The organism is Acidovorax sp. KPB24-07 (assembly GCF_057543315.1).
Genome location: NZ_BAAJYS010000014.1, coordinates 21,993 through 38,669 on the forward strand (window position 1 = coordinate 21,993; position 16,677 = coordinate 38,669).

A 16,677-nucleotide genomic window follows, 5' to 3' on the forward strand; every position below is an offset into this window, starting at 1 on the left:
TGCCGGACAGTGCCGGCGCCGCCAAGCTACGGCGATCTCCCCAGCGACCCACCAAGGACACCGCATGACCACGCACCCGCTCGACACCGTCAAGGCCTACCTGGGCCACCTCCACGCCAGCGATACCAAGGGCCTGATCGCCTGCTTCGAAGACGACGGGCTCGTGCACTCGCCTTTTCTCGGCACCCTGGGCGCCCGCGAGTTCTTCCACCGGCTCGCGCAGGCCTCGAATGGCAGCGTGATCACCGTGCTGGACCTCTTCGCCTCGGTGGCACCGCAGGACGGCGGCGCCGTGCGCATCGCGGCCTACTTCCGCTACGACTGGACTTTGAGCGACGGCCGCGAGGTGACCTTCACCTGCGTCGATGTCTTCACCTTTGACCCCGGCAGCCTACGCATCCGGGCCATGCAGATCGTCTACGACACGCATCCCCTGCGCGAACAGGTCGGCGACAAATACGCACCGGCACCGCCGCCGACTACAGCAGCGTGACGGCCTTGAGCGCAACGAAGCTCGTCTCGCGGATCACGCCCACGAAGTCCTGCAGGTAGTGCCGGCCCGACAACTGAGGCAGGCAGGCCGCGTGCAGCTCGCCCATCAGGCCCTGTTCGCCCACGGGCCGGGCGGTGACATAGCCGCGGTCCAGATAGCTTTGCACCGCCCAGAGCGGTAAGGCCGCCACGCCGCGGCCGCTGGCCACGAGCTGCAGCATGGCGACGGTGAGTTCCGTGGTGCGCCGGGGCGGGCGGATGCCGGCGGGCTCCAGCACCTGGCGCACGATGTCCAGCATCTCGTCAGGCACCGGGTAGGTGATGAGGGTCTGGTCGGCAAAGTCCTGCGCGGCCAGCCACGGCTTGTCGGCCAACGGGTGCCCGTTGGCCAGCAGCGCGCGGATCTCGAATCCGAACAGCGGGTGGTGGTCGACGCCCGCCTCGTCGCCGTCCACCTCCGACACGATTGCCAGGTCGGCCCGGTCCTGGTGCAGCAAGCCCACCGGATCGGCGTGAAAGCCGCTCACGATGTCCATCTCCACCTCGGGCCAGCGGCTGCGGAAAGCGTCCATCGCGGGCATCAGCCAGTCGAAGCAGGTGTGGCATTCCACGGCGATGCGCAGTTGACCGGCGGACGCCATCGACAGCCGCGCCACGTCGCGCTCGGCCGCCTCCACCTGGGGCAGCAAGGCATCGGCCAGCGCCAGCAGCCGCGTGCCGGTGGCGCTGAACTGGGGCGGCACGGACTTGCGCTCGAACAGGGGCGCGTTGTAGCGGTCTTCCAGCAGCTTGATCTGGTGCGACAGGGCCGACTGGGTGAGATTGAGCAGTTGCGCGGCGCGAACCAAGCTGCCGCTGTCGCGCAGGGCGGCCAGGGTGCGCAGGTGGCGGATTTCCAGGATCGACTGGTTCATTAGATATTCTCAAGATGAGGGCACAAAACTTTCGTTTGAATAATAAAGGCAATCACCGGACCATGGCGGCCTGCCTCAGCGCACCACCCATTCAAAGGAATTTCGACCATGGCCCAATCACCCATCTCCACCCACACCCTCGGTTTTCCGCGCATGGGCGCACACCGGGAACTCAAGGTCGCGCTGGAAAAGCACTGGCGCGGCGACCTGACCGCTGAGGCGCTGGAGGCCGTGGGCGCCGATCTGCGCGCCCGCCATTGGCAGGCCCAGCGCGACGCGGGCCTGGCCTTCGTCACCGTGGGCGACTTCGCCTACTACGACCATGTGGCCAACCACATCCAGCTGCTGGGTGCCGAGCCCGCGCGCTACGGCTTCGTGCCCGGCCAGCCCGAACTGGCCCGCTACTTCAAGATGGCCCGTGGCGAGTCCACCGCCACCGCGGCCGCCTGCCAGGGCGAGTCGGGCCAGGGCGCCTGCGGCCACGCGCCCGCCACGCCACACGCCAGCCAGTTCGCGCTGGAGATGACAAAGTGGTTCGACACCAACTACCACTACCTCGTGCCGGAATTCACGCCGTCCACCACCTTCCGGTTGGCCAGCGAGCGCCTGTTCGACGAGGTGGCCGAGGCGCAGGCCCTGGGCCACCCTGTCAAGGCGGTGCTGCTCGGGCCCCTGAGCTTTCTGTACCTGGGCAAGGAAAAGGCCGAGGGCTTCGACCGCTTTTCGCTGCTGCAGCCGCTGCTGGACGTGTACGAACAGATCCTCGCGCGGCTCAAGCGCCAGGGCGTGGCCTGGGTGCAGATCGACGAGCCCATCCTGGGCCTGGACCTGCCCGATGCCTGGCGACACGCGTTCGAGCCGGCGTACTGGCAGCTCAACCGCGCCGGCGCCCAGGTGCTGCTGGCCACCTACTTCTCGCCCCTGCAGGAAAACACCCGGCTCGCGTGCCAGCTGCCCGTGGCCGGCCTGCACGTGGACGCCGTGCGGGCGCCGGAGGACCTGGTCGCCGTGACCGACTGGCTGCCCAGCCACAAGCTGCTGTCGGTCGGCATCGTGGACGGCCGCAACATCTGGCGGGCCGATCTGGACGCCGCGCTGGAGCGCCTGGCCGCCATCGCCGCCAAGCACCGGGGGCCGCTGTGGATCGCGCCTTCGTGCTCCCTGCTGCACGTGCCTTTCGGCCTGGCGTCGGAAGACCGGCTCGATGCCGAGGTGAAATCCTGGCTGGCCTTCGCCCTGGAAAAGCTCGGTGAGCTGCAGACCCTGCAGAGCGCCCTCAACGGACAGCCCGATGCGGCGGCCCTGGCCAGCGCGCGCGCCGCCATCGACAGCCGCCGCTCCAGCCAGCGCGTGCACCGCCCCGATGTGGGCCGGCGCCTGGACAGTGCCCCGGCCGGCGCCGACCAGCGCACCGCCCCCTTCCCTGTCCGGCAGACCGCGCAGCGCCAGCGGCTGCAACTGCCGCTGCTGCCCACCACGACCATCGGCTCGTTCCCGCAGACCGCCGAGATCCGCGCCGCCCGCGCCGCCGTCAAGCGCGGCCAACTGGCCCCGGACACCTACCGCGCCGCCATGCAGGCCGAGATAGAACGGGCCGTGCGCACGCAGGAGGCCCTGGGCCTGGACGTGCTGGTGCATGGCGAGGCCGAGCGCAACGACATGGTCGAATATTTTGGCGAACAGCTTGACGGATTCGCCTTCACCGCCAACGGCTGGGTGCAAAGCTACGGATCGCGCTGCGTGAAGCCCCCCATCCTCTTCGGCGACGTCGCCCGGTCTCGGCCAATGACGGTGGACTGGACCGCCTTCGCGCAAAGCCTCACCCCGCGCCCCATGAAGGGCATGCTGACCGGGCCCATCACCATCCTGCAGTGGTCTTTCGTGCGCGACGACCAGCCGCGCAGCCGCACGGCCGAGCAGATCGCCTGGGCGATCCGCGACGAGGTGACCGACCTGGAAGGCGCCGGCATCGGCATCATCCAGATCGACGAGCCCGCCATCCGCGAAGGCCTGCCGCTGCGCCGCGCGGACTGGAAGACCTACCTGCAATGGGCGACCCGGGCGTTTCGCATCAGCGCATCGGGCGTGCGTTCGACCACGCAGATCCACACCCACATGTGCTACAGCGAGTTCAACGACATCCTGCCCGAGATCGCGGCCATGGATGCCGACGTGATCACCATCGAGACCAGCCGCTCCGACATGGAGCTGCTGCGGGGGTTCGGGGAGTTTCAGTACCCCAACGAGATCGGTCCTGGCGTGTACGACATCCACTCGCCCCGCGTGCCCGGCGTGCAGGAAATGCGGCGCCTGCTGGAGAAGGCCGCGCAGGTCGTTCCGGTGGAAAACCTCTGGGTCAACCCCGACTGCGGCCTGAAAACCCGCGGCTGGCCCGAAACCGAAGCCGCGCTGCGCAACATGGTGGACGCCACTCGCTCGCTGCGACGCGAGTGGGCAACCTTGAACGTGGCAGAGCCAGAGGTGGCAGCCAGCGCCTGAGAACTTTTGATGGCTTATTTGGGTGCTGCGTCGACCATCGCTTTGGCCGCAGCTTCGACGGTCTTGCGATTAGCCTCAGCCATTTTGGCAATCACGTCGCGAATAGCCGCTTGTTCCTGAATCCTGACATTCAACTCAGTCAGCGCGTTCGCGTTGGCCTCCTGCTGTTCTTGCATCCGTATCAGCCGCTGCGTCTTTTCGTCAACCTGGATTTCTTCATGAAAACCTTGGTTTCCTGGACCAGCATTGATGTGCACATCGACATCGATGTCGCGCTCATCGTCGGAGCCGCTGTCCGAAGGAGGCGGCCCTTCCATGTGCACATCGATTTCTTCATGGGTGTCATGATTTTTTCGGCGCGGTGCTGATGTGGACATCCAGGTCCAGCTCAGTCTCACTGTCGGAATCGGTGTCCGAAGGAGAGGGCGCGTCCATACCCAACTTGATTTCTTCCGGGCTGCTGTGGCTCGGCTTCACCGGCAACGGTGGTGGCGGGGGTGGCGTGGGCGGGCCGCTGACAGGCACCTCGGTCGCTTCGGCAGGTACCTGCTCCTTGGAAGGAGGCGTCATCGTGATGATCGCGTCTTCATTACCGCTATTGGTCTTCTGCATTTTCTGGAAAAGCGGGCTGCTGTGAATGTCATTCAGCAGGGAGGCTTTACCGTCATCGGAATTTTTACCATCGCGCGATTTGATCAGGCTGTCGCGTACCGCTTCGGCACTCAGTTCTCGCTTCTGGCTCTGAATCAGCGAGTTCTTTCGCAGCAAATTGATGTTGGAGCGCGGTGCCAAGCTACCTCCAAGCTCCCCTTTCGATTGGCTATTGGCCTGCAGCGTCGGGGCCACCCAGGCTTTTGCGCGATTCCGACCTCTGAAGGGTCGGCTCCTTGACGGAACCTGAATCCTTCAGGCCGGGAAGCCCTCCCAGCTTATTGGAGGAAAGGTTATTCACAGAAGTAGTCATGGCAAGCCTGGGCGTGGATCGATGGTGATCGAAGTGTGCGCAAGCCCGCCGCCCTTCCCCCAAAAGTAGCGAAGGCATCACCCTCGAAGCGAAGGCGGCAGCACAACTTTGCATCGGACCCCTCCTACGAGTGCAGGGCCCCCAGTCCTGCCGAAACAATTGTTTCAGCATTCGACACTTGGTCTACCGATACTCACCTACTCCAAAGGAAACCATGTCTATTTCTCTCATCCTGCTCATCGTGCTGATCTTGATCTTGATCGGTGCCCTGCCTACCTGGGGCCACAGCCGCTCGTGGGGGTACGGTCCCAGCGGCGGTATCGGATTGGTGGTGGTGATCCTGCTGGTCCTGCTGCTGATGGGCCGGATATAAGCCCGATCGACGCCGTGCTATCGCGGTGTCGATTTTTCAAAAAGGCGGCCTACCAAGGCCGCTTTTTTTTCGTCTGTTCGGCTTAAGAAACACCCCAGAACAGGGCCAAAGCCAACAACCCATAAAAAGAGAGACCGACGATTCCCAATCCGGCAGTCGTAAAGACGCGTTCCCCGTCTCGTTTGAACGACAGAGCGCCCGACGGGCCATGAATGCGGCTTTCTTTGGCTTGCATTCGCTCTCCGCGCCAACGGCCCCCACTGGCAAAGCCGATCACCAGCCGGCCTGTGAACACGAAGAGGAGTTCGAAGACCGACCAAAGAAAAAAACCAATCAGATCACCCACGAGCGAAGTCCTAATGCGGAAGCCAGCAAGGATGCTGAGTATTGCAGGTGCTGCGATTCAGTCCTGAGCCGGCAAATGTTCGCAAGTGCGGCCCTTTGCCCACGGCCCCCGTGGCTCTCACCACCGATCACGCAGGCCGTTTCTCCGCCGCGATGAATGCCATCGAGAATCGGGCGAACTCCTTGCCGTCCACCACCCCATTGGCATTGCCCCCCTGATCCATCAACTGCAGGATGGCCTGCGACAGTTCGCTGTTGGCGGTCTTGGCGCCAGATGTGTCTCCCAGGCCCTTCATGAATTCTTCCTGGGAGATCTTGCCGTCGTGGTTGGCATCGAACCCGGCCGTCAGCTGCTCTTTCTGCGCCTGGGTCGCGCCGAACTGGGTGAGCAGCTCTCCAAAATTCTCTGTGGAGACCGACCCGCCCTGCGACGACGCGAGGGAAGACCGCGCCGCCAGGCCCCGGGCGGATGCGGCCGCGCTCTGGCCCGCGACGCCGGACAGCGCCTCGGCTTCTTTGCTCAAGGTGATCTGCGTGGAGGGCTCGGCGGGCGAAGCGCCGCTGCCTCGCTCGGAAGCCGAGGGTTTCGCCGCCCCGGAGGACGACGCGTTGAACAGCAGGGATGCGACCGATGCAAGGCCGGAAATAAGGGGTGTCATCGCCAAAGTACTCCTGTCGGTGGCGAAGCAGTCCACACAAGAAAACGCCCTTCGCCCGGCCCATGCAGGGTAGGCCCTGGCGAAAATTCCAATGCGGCGAAAAAGCCCCGATCTCCAGGCCATTAACTGTCATGGCTCACCCGAGCCAGGCCCGTTGATGGCCCTCCGGCGCCACGCACAATGGCGGCCAGCGATCGGGAAATCAGACCCTCTCGGATACCACGCGGGCACCCAGCGCCCCCGTCGGGGCATGGCCCGGTACCGGCTGCCGGCGCCGGACGAACTGATACGCCAGCGCCAGCAGCACGAACCAGGCGGGCGTGGCCAGCAGGGCCTGCCGCGTGTCGGCCTCGAACGACAGCAGCACCACGATGCCGGCGAAGAACGCCAGGCACACGCCGCACATCCAGGCGCCGCCCGGCATCTTGTACAGCGAGGCGGCATGCAGCTTCGGCCGCTGGCGGCGGTAGGCCATATAGGACAGCAGGATCATCGACCAGACGAACATGTAGAGGATGGCCGAGACGGTGGTCACCAGCGTGAAGGCCTCCACCAGGTCCGGAATCACCCACATGAGAAAAGCGCCGGCCAGCAGGCAGGAGCAGGAGAACAGCAGTCCGCTCGAAGGCACACCCCGGCGCGACAGCTTCGCGAAGCGGCCGGGCGCCACGCCTTTCTCGGCCAGGCCGAACAGCATGCGGCTGGTGGAAAACACCCCGCTGTTGGCCGACGAGGCCGCCGAGGTCAGCACCACGAAATTGATCACGCTGGCCGCCGCGGGCAGCCCGGCCAGCACGAACAGCTCGACGAACGGGCTCTTGCCGGGCACCACCTCGCGCCACGGGGTGACCGCCATGATGGCCACCAGCGAGAACACATAGAACACGATGATGCGCAGCGGAATGGAGTTGATCGCGCGCGGCAGCGTGCGCTCCGGGTCCTTGGCCTCCGCGGCGGTCGTACCGACCAGCTCGATGCCTGCGAAGGCAAACACCGCGATCTGGAAGCCGGCGAAGAACCCCATCCAACCGTGCGGGAACATGCCGCCGTCGTTCCACAGGTTGGCCAGGCTCGCCGTGCGACCGGAGGGCGAGACGAAATGGGCGTAGACCATGTAGAACCCGGTCGCCACCAGCGCCATGATGGCCACGATCTTGATCATGGCGAACCAGAACTCGATCTCGCCGAAGAGCTTCACCGTGAGCAGATTGAGCGACAGCAGCAGCCCCACGCAGGCCAGCGCCGGCGCCCACTGCGGCAGGTGGGGGAACCAGAACTGCGAGTAGGCCGAGATGGCGATCACGTCGGCGATGCCCGTGATGATCCAGCAGAACCAGTAAGACCAGCCGGTGAAGAACCCGGCCCAGGGGCCGAGCAGATCGGCCGCGAAATCGATGAAGGACTTGTACTGCAGGTTGGACAGCAGCAACTCGCCCATGGCCCGCATCACGAAAAACAGAATGAAGCCGATCATCATGTAGACGAACACGATCGACGGCCCCGCGAGGCTGATCGTCTTGCCAGAGCCCATGAAGAGGCCGGTGCCGATGGCCCCGCCGATGGCAATGAGCTGGATGTGCCGGTTGGACAAACTGCGCTGCAGATGGTCGCTGTCGTGCCGGCCCGGAATGTCGGGCGAAACCTGGTTTGCCATGGAAAAACCTCCTGATTGATGTTGTTTCCTCGGCGCGAAGGGCATTCAGGGCGGCCACTGCCGTGTCTGGATGGGTCGCGCTTCCGGCCTTCTCTCCCAAGACGCACGGCGCGGTACGCCGGACTGGCCCGGCGCAGGGTATTCCCTCCCTGACCGATGGAAGGGCGGGAGGATAAACCAGTCACGCCCCAAATGGGTGCAGCGCTGCTTCCAAAAGTTGGCGGATCGGGTCAGCCTCGTGGCTGTGGGACCCAAGGGCAAGCCGGGCAGTGGATCCGCAACGAGGGCCCGCCATGGCGTGGTGTATCAGGAGGGTAGGTCGCTCATCGGCCCGGATTATTTCTGGCTCGAATCCGGGGTTTTGAATCGGCGATTATTCAAACAGGTTGGACCGATTATCCGAAGGAGCGATTTTTCGAGGCGAATCCAGCAGGCCCTCGCGCCGGTCAATCACCGCGACGGAGGGCAGCCGAGTCAGCACGATCGTCTGATCGATAAACGGCCGCGCCGATCGTGGGCGCCGGCAGCCCGCAGGGTGCAGCCGACGCGCTGCGATCGGTCCGGCGGCGTTATCTGCTGCAGGTGCCTGCCGTAGCCATTTCAAGCTTCGCCACGGCGGCCTTGCCTTCAGCCTCGGGGATCAGCTCGACGTAGGTCCTCCCAGTGAACGCACCGAACTGCATGTATTGCCGGACGAAGTAGTTTTTGCCTTTCTCGAACATCACCTTCAACTCGTTGGGCGAGAACTCGGAATCCGTGGCAATCACGTGCTCTTGTCCACCGGCAACTTCCGTGTGAAAGAAGACATCCGGACCAGATTCCCCCAGACATTTCCCATCCAGCCAAACATTTCTCGTGACTGCTTTGCCTATAAAACTGTCTCGATAGACATAAAGCCCTGAATGGCCTTCGCTGGGCTGCGAAAATTCCTTTGACTTTGCCGAAGCTTCCCTACTTTCCATCTTCACGGAAGCGCATCCAGTGAACAGCGCGGACATCAAAACAATCAAAGCAATCTTCTTCATGGGTTTCTCATCAGGGGTATTCGCATGGCATGTCCTCGGGCATGCGAAAAATCAAATCACTCCCGTGGCTCCGAGGCGGCGAGATCATACATTCAGTTACGTTCGTATTATTCCGACGCATCCGGCGAGTGAATGATTTTGAGCGTCTTGTCGGAAGACACCTCCTTCAGCCAGGTCCAGACCGCCTGGATGCGCGCCTGGTGCTTGGCCTCGGCCGGCATGCTCATCCAGAAGGTCCGCGTGAACCGCGCTTCTTCGGGCAGCACCCGGGCCAGCACCGGATCGCGGTCGGCCAGAAAGGCCGGGAGCACGGCCAATCCCGCTCCAGCGCGCACCGCTTCGTATTGGGCCGTGATGCTGGTGCTGCGAAACGCGAACCGCGCTGGCCGGTGCAGTGCGTCCAGAAACTGCAGTTCCTTGGTGAAGAGCAAATCGTCCACATAGCTCACGAAGGCATGGTGGCGCAGATCGTCCCGGGTCGAGACCAGCGGGCGACGGGCCAGGTACTCGCGCTGGCCGTACAGGTGCAACGTGTAGTCCGCCAGCTTGGCGACGATGACCGATCCCCGCGCGGGGCGCTCCAGCGAGATGACGATGTCCGCCTCGCGCCGGGACAGGTGCAGCATGCGCGGCAAGGCCAGCAGGTCGATGGTGAGGCCGGGGTTCTTCTGCGTGAGCCGTGCCAGGTGCGGCGCGAGGATGAGCGTGCCGAAGCCTTCCGTCGCGCCCACGCGCACCACCCCGGACAGGCCCGCCGCCGCATTGGCCGGGGCCGCGCGCTCCAGGCCGAGCACGGCGGTTTCCATGGCCTCGACGGCGGGCAGCAGTTGCCGGCCCGCCTCCGTCAGGCGGTGCCCGCCGGCCTCGCGTGCAAACAGCGGTGCGCCCATCTGCTTTTCCAGCGACTGGATGCGGCGGGCCACTGTGGTGTGCTCCACGCCCGTGCGGCGTGCCGCGCCGGCCAGGGTGCCGGAGCGCGCCAGCTCCAGAAAGTAGCGCAGGTTGTCCCATTCCATTCGCGTGAGGCCCTCTCATCCATGTGTTCTTCGTGGGGCGCGTGCTGGCCGGCCAGCCGCCGCCTGTGCAAATTTGCAAACCCAAGGTGCATGCATGCGCCTTGTGCTGGCAATTTCGCACAGCTAGGATGCGCAGGCCACCGGGATTTGCCCGCGGTTGCGGCCCGGGCGCCCTGCCGGGCCGCCAGCCCCGGCCGGGCAAATGCCATTGTCCCGGCCCCACATGACAGACAGATACAGGAGACAAGACACCATGGACGCATCCATCACCGCTCAACAGGCCCCACAGGCCGCCCTGGCCCCCACCGTCAAGCTGCTGATCGGCGGCCAGTTCATCGAGTCCCAAACCACCCAGTGGCGCAATGTGGTGAACCCCGCCACGCAGGAAGTGCTGGCGCGCGTGCCCTTTGCCACGCCAGAGGAGATCAACGCCGCCGTCGCCTCGGGCAAGGAAGCCTTCAAGACCTGGAAGAAAACGGCCATCGGCGCCCGGGCGCGTATCTTCCTCAAGTACCAGCAGCTGATCCGCGAGAACATGGCCGAACTGGCCGCGATCCTGACGGCCGAGCAAGGCAAGACGCTGCCCGATGCCGAGGGCGACGTGTTCCGCGGCCTGGAGGTGGTGGAGCACGCCAGCGCCATCGGCAACCTGCAACTGGGCGAGTTGGCCAACAACGTGGCCGGCGGCGTGGACACCTACACGCTGATGCAGCCGCTGGGCGTGTGCGCGGGCATCACCCCGTTCAACTTCCCCGCCATGATCCCCCTGTGGATGTTCCCCATGGCCATCGCCACGGGCAACACCTTCGTGCTCAAGCCCTCCGAGCAGGACCCGATGGTGACCATGCGCCTGTGCGAGCTGGCGCTGGAGGCCGGCGTGCCCCCGGGCGTGCTGAACGTGGTGCACGGCGGCGAGGACGCGGTGAACGCCATCTGCGACCACCCGGACATCAAGGCGATCAGCTTCGTGGGCAGCACCAAGGTGGGCACGCACGTGTACAACCGCGCCAGCCTGAACGGCAAGCGCGTGCAATGCATGATGGGCGCGAAGAACCACGCCATCGTCATGCCCGACGCCAACAAGGAGCAGACGCTCAACGCCCTGGCGGGCGCCGCCTTCGGCGCCGCGGGCCAGCGCTGCATGGCGCTGTCGGTGGTGGTGCTGGTGGGCGAGGCCCAGCAGTGGATTCCCGACCTCGTCGCCAAGGCCAAGACGCTCAAGGTGAGCGGCGGCACCGACAAGGGCACCGACGTGGGCCCATTGGTCTCGTGCGCAGCGAAGGACCGGGTGGAACACCTGATCGAGCGCGGCATCGCCGACGGTGCCACGCTGGAACTGGACGGCCGCAAGCCGCAGGTGGCGGGCTACGAAAAAGGCAACTTCGTCGGCCCCACGGTGTTCAGCGGCGTGAAGCCCGGCATGTCCATCTACGACCAGGAGGTCTTCGGCCCGGTGCTGTGCCTGGGCGCGGCGGCCGACATCGACGAAGCGATCGCCTTCATCAACGACAACCCGAACGGCAACGGCACGGCCATCTTCACGCAGTCGGGCGCGGCAGCCCGCAAGTTCCAGGAAGAGATCGACGTGGGCCAGGTGGGCATCAACGTGCCGATTCCCGTGCCCGTGCCGCTGTTCTCGTTCTCGGGCTCGCGCGCTTCCAAGCTGGGCGACCTGGGGCCGTATGGCAAGCAGGTCGTGCTGTTCTACACGCAGACCAAGACGGTCACGGCGCGCTGGTTCGACGACAGCACCATCTCGCACGGCGTGAACACCACTATCAGCCTGAAGTAGCCCGCTGGCGCGGGAGCGGCCTGCCGGGGCCGCGCGGTGCTACAACGCCAAGGATGCACATTCTCAAGATCACGACGAAACGGTGGGCGGCGCTCGCCTGGGGCGGCGGCGCGGCCTGCGCCCTGCTGTTCAGCGCGGGGGCCCACGCCCAGGCGGGCGCACCCTGCCGGCCCGAGGGCACGGTGGCCGAGACCAATGCCTGCGCGGTGCAAACCTACCAGCAGGCGGACACGGCCATTGCCATTCTCTACAGCGACGTGATGCGCGCACTGTCGGCCCACGAGCGGCCGCAGCTGCGGCAGGAGCAGACGGCCTGGCAGCGCCAGCGCACCATGCTGTGCAAGCAGGGCACCCAGTCCACCGAGGGCCTGCCCGAGTGGCCGCGCCTGTACCACGCCTGCCTGACCGCCGAGACCGAGGCGCGCCGCCAGGGCTTGATGCGCTGGCTGACACTGGACCATCCCTCCGCCAAGCCGTAACGCATCCGCTACCGCCCCGCCCCGCCAGCACCCCGACAAAGCAGAACGACGAACGACCGCCAGCGAGACCCGACCCATGGACTTTGAACTGACCGAAGAACAGCGCGCCTTCGCCGAGACGGCCCGCGACTTCGCGCGCGCCGAACTGGCGCCGCACGCAGCCCGCTGGGACGCCGAGGGCATCTTCCCGCGCGAGGCGATCGCCGCGGCCGGCGCCCTGGGCTTTTGCGGCCTGTACGCCCCCGAGAACGCGGGCGGCCTCGCCCTGCCCCGGCTCGACGCCACCCTGGTGTTCGAGGAAATGGCGGCGGTGGACCCCTCCACCACGGCCTTCATCACCATCCACAACATGGCCACCTGGATGCTCGGCACCTGGGCGACCGATGCCGTGCGCGACCGCTGGGGCCCCCTGCTGACCAGCGGCGAGAAGCTCGCCTCGTACTGCCTGACCGAGCCCGGCGCGGGCTCGGACGCGGCCTCGCTCAAGACCCGGGCGGAGTTGGCAGGCGCCGAATACGTCATCAACGGCGCCAAGGCGTTCATCAGCGGCGCGGGCAGCACCGACGTGCTGGTGCTGATGGCACGCACCGGCGACGCCGCATCGGGCGCGGCGGGCATCAGCGCCTTCGCGGTGCCGGCCGATGCGCCGGGCATCCAGTACGGCAAGAAGGAAGAAAAGATGGGCTGGAACAGCCAGCCCACCCGCACCATCAGCTTCGACAACGTGCGCATTCCGGCCGACCACCTGCTCGGGCGCGAGGGCGAGGGCTTCAAGATCGCCATGAAGGGCCTGGACGGCGGGCGCATCAACATCGCCACCTGCTCGGTGGGCGCGGCGCAGGGCGCGCTGGCCCAGGCGCAGCAGTACATGCAAGACCGCAAGCAGTTCGGCAAGCCCATTGCGAGCTTCCAGGCGCTGCAGTTCAAGCTGGCCGACATGGCGACCGAACTGGTGGCCGCGCGCCAGATGGTGCGGCTGGCGGCCTCCAAGCTGGATGCGGGCGCGCGCGATGCCAGCACCTATTGCGCCATGGCCAAGCGCTTCGCCACCGATGCGGGCTTCAACGTGTGCAACGAGGCGCTGCAGCTGCACGGCGGCTACGGCTACATCCGCGAGTACCCGCTGGAGCGCCTCATGCGCGACGCGCGCGTGCACCAGATCCTGGAGGGCACGAACGAGATCATGCGGGTCATCATCGCCCGCCGCATGCTGGAGGGCGACGCGCCCGACGCCATCCGCTGACCGAATTCACTACCAATTTCATAGCAACATGCCCTAGTACTTATTGCGCCAGAGGCCTGTTTCATTCAAAACCAAAGGAGACACTTCCATGAAGATCGCATTCATCGGCCTGGGCAACATGGGCGGCCCCATGGCGCTGAACCTGCACAAGGCGGGGCATGAGGTCCGCGCGTTCGACCTGTCCCAGCCGGCGCGCGACAAGCTGGCCGAAGGCGGCGTGGCCATTGCGGCCGATGCGGCGGCCGCCGTGCAGGGCGCCGAGGTGCTCATCAGCATGCTGCCCGCCAGCCAGCACGTGGAATCGCTGTACCTGGGCAACGGGCAGCAGCCCGGACTGCTGCCGCTGCTGGCCGCCGGCACGCTGGTGATCGACTGCTCCACCATCGCCGCCGCCACCTCGCGCAAGGTGGCCGAGGCCGCCCAGGCGCGCGGCCTGGCGTTCATCGACGCGCCCGTCTCGGGCGGCACCGGTGGCGCCGTGGCCGGCACGCTGACCTTCATGGTGGGGGGCGATGCCGCCGACCTGGAGCGCGCCCGCCCCATCCTGGAAAAGATGGGCGCCAACCTGTTCCATGCCGGCGCCGTGGGCGCGGGGCAGACGGCCAAGATCTGCAACAACATGCTGCTGGGCATCCTGATGGCGGGTACCAGCGAGGCCATCGCCCTGGGCGTGGCCAACGGGCTGGACCCGAAGGTGCTGTCCGAGATCATGCGCCGCAGCTCGGGCGGCAACTGGGCCCTGGAAAAGTACAACCCCTACCCCGGCGTCATGGAAACTGCCCCCGCCAGCAAGGGCTACGCGGGCGGCTTCGGCACCGACCTGATGCTCAAGGACCTGGGCCTGGCGCAGGAGAACGCCATGGCCGTGAAGGCCGCCACGCCGCTGGGCGGGCTGGCGCGCAGCCTGTATGCGGCGCACAGCCTGGCCGGCCAGGGGGCACTGGATTTCTCCAGCATCATCCAGGCGGTGCAAAAGAAGGGCTGACCCGCAGCGGGGCAGCGCCCAGCCCCCGGGCCTGCCCTCAGCGGCGTGGCCGCAGCACCATGCGGTCGCGCCCGATCTCCACGTCGAAGTGCTGCAGGAAATTCTGGCCCAGCAGCGCGTCCTCGTCATCGTCGCCCGTGTACCCCGTGCCCACGCGCAGGCCGGACACCGCCAGCGAGCGCACGGTGACCGAATCGGCCACTACCACGCGGCCCTGGCGCGTGCCGTTGGCGGTACGGAACTGCGTCGCTTCCCCGCCCGTGAGGCTGGCCTTGCGCGCGAGCGCATCGGTCACGCCCACCAGGCTGGCGCCGGTGTCCACCATGAACATGACGGGCTGGCCGTTCACCGTGCCGGCCACGCGAAAGTGCCCGTCGCGGTGCCGGGGGATCACCAGGGCACCCTCCGCCGTCACGCTGGCGCCGCGCGGCTTGAGGTAGTGGTCCATGGCCACGTACAGGACGCCCATCAATGCGAGCCAGAAGGCCAGGATGCCCCACATGCCCCGACGGGCCAGCGCGCGCGTGTGGCGCTCGCCGGGCACGTGTGCGTCTTCCACGTCGCCACCGCCCCGCGAGACCAGGCGCTGGCGGTCTTCGCCATCCGATGCCATTCGTTGTCCTTCCGGAAATGTGCTTGGGGCGAGTATGGCCCAGGCACCGTACGTTGCCGCGCCGCGCCAGGCGCATCGCCGCCGTTGTCCTACGCCTTGCGGGCCCGCATGCGGTCATCCTCGGGCCTTCGCCCGCGGCGCCGCCAGGGCACCGCGCGACCACGGTTGCAGCCACTGATCCACCCTTGGCGCCAGGACCGCGCAACGCATCACACGACACCCGTCCCTGCCGCTTCCTTCACCATTCTTTTCGTCGATCCCGACGCACCCTTACCAGGAGAATTCCATGGCCCCTCTTCCTTCCAGCCCATCCCGCGCTTCATTCCAACGCCGCGGCACCCTCGCTGCCAGCACCGCCGCCGTGGCGGCCGCCCTGTTCCTGGCGGGCTGCGCCGGCAGCGCCTCGGACAACTCCCGCTCCGCCGTCGCCAAGACCCCCGTGCCGGGCCTGGAACGCGCCACCGCCACCGCACGCCTGGTCACGCCCGAAGGCGCGCCGGCCGGCAATGCCGTCCTGACCGAAACCGCCGCGGGCGTGGAGGTGGCCATCCAGGTGCAGGGCCTGTCGCCGGGCAAGCACGGCTTTCACATCCATGCCAATGGCGCCTGTTCGCCGGGACCGGACGCCACCACCGGCCAGACCATCGCGTTCGGCGGTGCCGGCGGCCACTTCGATCCCGGCATGGCCAAAAAGCACGGCCATCCCGGCCAGCCCTCGCACGAGCCCACGCGGGCGAACTGCCCAACATCACCGTGGGCGACGACGGCCGGGGCAGCGTGCGTTTCGTGAACGCCAACGTCTCGCTCACGCCGGGCAAGACCTCGGTGGTGGGCCGCTCGCTGGTCGTGCACGAAAAGGAAGACGACTACACCACCAACCCTGCCGGCAATTCCGGCGGCCGGCTGCTGTGCGGCCTGATCCAGCCCGCACCGGCCAGCACCGTGGTGGGCGACAAGGCCGCGGTTCCATCCCTGCTGGTCCGTTGATGCGCCGCGCGCGGCGCGCGGTGCCCCAGGCCGCTTTGTGGTGCTGCGCGCTGGCATCTGCCGGGTTCGCACGGGCCCAAAACCTGCCTCCGCAGGACCCGCCAACGGCCACGCTCCCGACCGTGCAGGTGCCTGGACAGGCCGAGGCGCAGCGCCGCTTCGATGCCGCGGCCAGCCACACCAGCGTGGCGGTCGATGCGTTTTCCACCCCCAGCCCGCTGGTGAACCTGTCCGAGTTGCTCGCGGCCCAGGCGGGCGTGGTGGCGCTGGACCGGCAGAACTACGCGCAGGACCTGCAGATCGCGGTGCGCGGCTTCGGTGCGCGCTCCACCTTCGGCGTGCGCGGGGTGCGCATCCTGGTGGACGGCATTCCGGCCACCATGCCGGACGGCCAGGGCCAGGCGGCCACGGCGCAACTGCAGTCGGCCTCGCAGGTCGAGGTGCTGCGCGGGCCGCTGGCCCAACTCTACGGCAACGCGGCGGGCGGCGTGCTGCAGGTCACCACCCGGGAGCCGCGCGAAGGCGGCGGTGCCGGCGCGTCGGTGGCGGCGGGCTCGTTCGGGCAGCGGCTGGTGGATGCCTCGCTCGACTTCGGCGACCGCACGCTCGGCGGGCTGGTGGATGTGTCGCACTTCGA

18 protein-coding genes and 1 pseudogene are annotated in these 16,677 nt (G+C 66.7%); 10 read left to right on the plus strand and 9 right to left on the minus strand.

Annotated features, from left to right (window positions below):
- Window positions 1-64: 64 nt before the first annotated feature.
- A complete protein-coding gene (locus tag AC27IQ_RS03750) occupies window positions 65-493 on the plus strand; it encodes a nuclear transport factor 2 family protein (protein ID WP_487088293.1) in 429 nt (142 codons plus the stop codon).
- On the opposite strand, the gene AC27IQ_RS03755 is transcribed toward AC27IQ_RS03750, so the two are convergent.
- The gene (locus tag AC27IQ_RS03755) at window positions 480-1,406 is read right to left on the minus strand and encodes a LysR family transcriptional regulator (protein ID WP_272563647.1); all 927 of its coding nucleotides are present in this window, start codon (window positions 1,404-1,406) and stop codon (window positions 480-482) included. The two genes, AC27IQ_RS03750 and AC27IQ_RS03755, sit on opposite strands and share 14 nt — an antisense overlap.
- 108 nt (window positions 1,407-1,514) lie before the next feature.
- Here AC27IQ_RS03755 and metE point away from each other — a divergent pair, with 108 nt between their 5' ends.
- Complete coding sequence (metE, locus tag AC27IQ_RS03760) at window positions 1,515-3,905, plus strand: 5-methyltetrahydropteroyltriglutamate--homocysteine S-methyltransferase (RefSeq protein ID WP_487088296.1); 2,391 nt, start codon at window positions 1,515-1,517, stop codon at window positions 3,903-3,905.
- 14 nt (window positions 3,906-3,919) lie between these two features.
- Here metE and AC27IQ_RS03765 read toward each other — a convergent pair whose 3' ends face one another.
- Window positions 3,920-4,282, minus strand: a complete 363-nt coding sequence (locus AC27IQ_RS03765) for a hypothetical protein (protein ID WP_487088298.1) — start codon at window positions 4,280-4,282, stop codon at window positions 3,920-3,922.
- Entirely contained in the window at window positions 4,248-4,751 is a 504-nt protein-coding gene (locus AC27IQ_RS03770; RefSeq protein WP_487088300.1) for a hypothetical protein, read from the minus strand. The genes AC27IQ_RS03765 and AC27IQ_RS03770 overlap by 35 nt, the downstream gene beginning before the upstream one ends.
- A gap of 332 nt (window positions 4,752-5,083) precedes the next feature.
- On the opposite strand from AC27IQ_RS03770, the gene AC27IQ_RS03775 reads away from it, so the two are divergent.
- Window positions 5,084-5,242 carry a DUF3309 family protein gene (locus AC27IQ_RS03775; RefSeq protein WP_284404388.1) on the plus strand — a complete coding sequence of 53 codons (159 nt, stop codon included), beginning with the start codon at window positions 5,084-5,086 and terminating at the stop codon, window positions 5,240-5,242.
- Between the two features lie 82 nt (window positions 5,243-5,324).
- Here AC27IQ_RS03775 and AC27IQ_RS03780 read toward each other — a convergent pair whose 3' ends face one another.
- On the minus strand, window positions 5,325-5,588 hold the full coding sequence (locus AC27IQ_RS03780) for a hypothetical protein (RefSeq protein WP_487088302.1): 264 nt from the start codon (window positions 5,586-5,588) through the stop codon (window positions 5,325-5,327).
- A 127-nt stretch (window positions 5,589-5,715) separates the two neighbouring features.
- Window positions 5,716-6,111: an EF-hand domain-containing protein gene (locus AC27IQ_RS03785; protein WP_487088304.1), complete on the minus strand. Its 396-nt coding sequence runs from the start codon at window positions 6,109-6,111 to the stop codon at window positions 5,716-5,718.
- On the opposite strand from AC27IQ_RS03785, the gene AC27IQ_RS03790 reads away from it, so the two are divergent.
- Window positions 6,104-6,319: a hypothetical protein gene (locus AC27IQ_RS03790; RefSeq protein WP_487088306.1), complete on the plus strand. Its 216-nt coding sequence runs from the start codon at window positions 6,104-6,106 to the stop codon at window positions 6,317-6,319. The genes AC27IQ_RS03785 and AC27IQ_RS03790 overlap by 8 nt on opposite strands.
- A gap of 129 nt (window positions 6,320-6,448) precedes the next feature.
- Here the strand turns inward: AC27IQ_RS03790 and cycA are convergent, their stop codons facing one another.
- The 3 genes from cycA to AC27IQ_RS03805 all read right to left on the minus strand — a co-directional run bounded on the left by cycA (window position 6,449) and on the right by AC27IQ_RS03805 (window position 9,941).
- A complete protein-coding gene (cycA, locus tag AC27IQ_RS03795) occupies window positions 6,449-7,900 on the minus strand; it encodes a D-serine/D-alanine/glycine transporter (RefSeq protein ID WP_487088308.1) in 1,452 nt (483 codons plus the stop codon).
- A gap of 569 nt (window positions 7,901-8,469) precedes the next feature.
- Complete coding sequence (locus AC27IQ_RS03800; RefSeq protein ID WP_487088310.1) at window positions 8,470-8,925, minus strand: DUF2846 domain-containing protein; 456 nt, start codon at window positions 8,923-8,925, stop codon at window positions 8,470-8,472.
- 107 nt (window positions 8,926-9,032) lie between these two features.
- Complete coding sequence (locus AC27IQ_RS03805; RefSeq protein ID WP_284431256.1) at window positions 9,033-9,941, minus strand: LysR family transcriptional regulator; 909 nt, start codon at window positions 9,939-9,941, stop codon at window positions 9,033-9,035.
- Window positions 9,942-10,194: 253 nt separating this feature from the next.
- On the opposite strand from AC27IQ_RS03805, the gene AC27IQ_RS03810 reads away from it, so the two are divergent.
- From AC27IQ_RS03810 to mmsB, 4 genes are all read left to right on the plus strand, one after another.
- Window positions 10,195-11,733, plus strand: a complete 1,539-nt coding sequence (locus AC27IQ_RS03810; RefSeq protein ID WP_487088312.1) for a CoA-acylating methylmalonate-semialdehyde dehydrogenase — start codon at window positions 10,195-10,197, stop codon at window positions 11,731-11,733.
- A gap of 53 nt (window positions 11,734-11,786) precedes the next feature.
- A complete protein-coding gene (locus AC27IQ_RS03815; RefSeq protein WP_284425624.1) occupies window positions 11,787-12,212 on the plus strand; it encodes a lysozyme inhibitor LprI family protein in 426 nt (141 codons plus the stop codon).
- A 76-nt stretch (window positions 12,213-12,288) separates the two neighbouring features.
- Window positions 12,289-13,455 carry an acyl-CoA dehydrogenase family protein gene (locus AC27IQ_RS03820; protein ID WP_487088314.1) on the plus strand — a complete coding sequence of 389 codons (1,167 nt, stop codon included), beginning with the start codon at window positions 12,289-12,291 and terminating at the stop codon, window positions 13,453-13,455.
- 88 nt (window positions 13,456-13,543) lie between these two features.
- Window positions 13,544-14,440 (plus strand): 3-hydroxyisobutyrate dehydrogenase, encoded by an 897-nt coding sequence (gene mmsB / locus AC27IQ_RS03825; protein WP_284431184.1) that lies wholly within the window; start codon window positions 13,544-13,546, stop codon window positions 14,438-14,440.
- Window positions 14,441-14,477: 37 nt separating this feature from the next.
- On the opposite strand, the gene AC27IQ_RS03830 is transcribed toward mmsB, so the two are convergent.
- Window positions 14,478-15,053 carry a retropepsin-like aspartic protease family protein gene (locus tag AC27IQ_RS03830; protein WP_487088316.1) on the minus strand — a complete coding sequence of 192 codons (576 nt, stop codon included), beginning with the start codon at window positions 15,051-15,053 and terminating at the stop codon, window positions 14,478-14,480.
- 286 nt (window positions 15,054-15,339) lie between these two features.
- Between AC27IQ_RS03830 and AC27IQ_RS03835 the strand changes: the two are divergent.
- Window positions 15,340-16,040, plus strand: a pseudogene (locus AC27IQ_RS03835) (superoxide dismutase family protein).
- Window positions 16,040-16,677 (plus strand): TonB-dependent receptor plug domain-containing protein (locus AC27IQ_RS03840; RefSeq protein ID WP_487088318.1); only part of this gene is annotated, 638 nt, incomplete at its 3' end. The pseudogene AC27IQ_RS03835 and the gene AC27IQ_RS03840, both read left to right, overlap by 1 nt.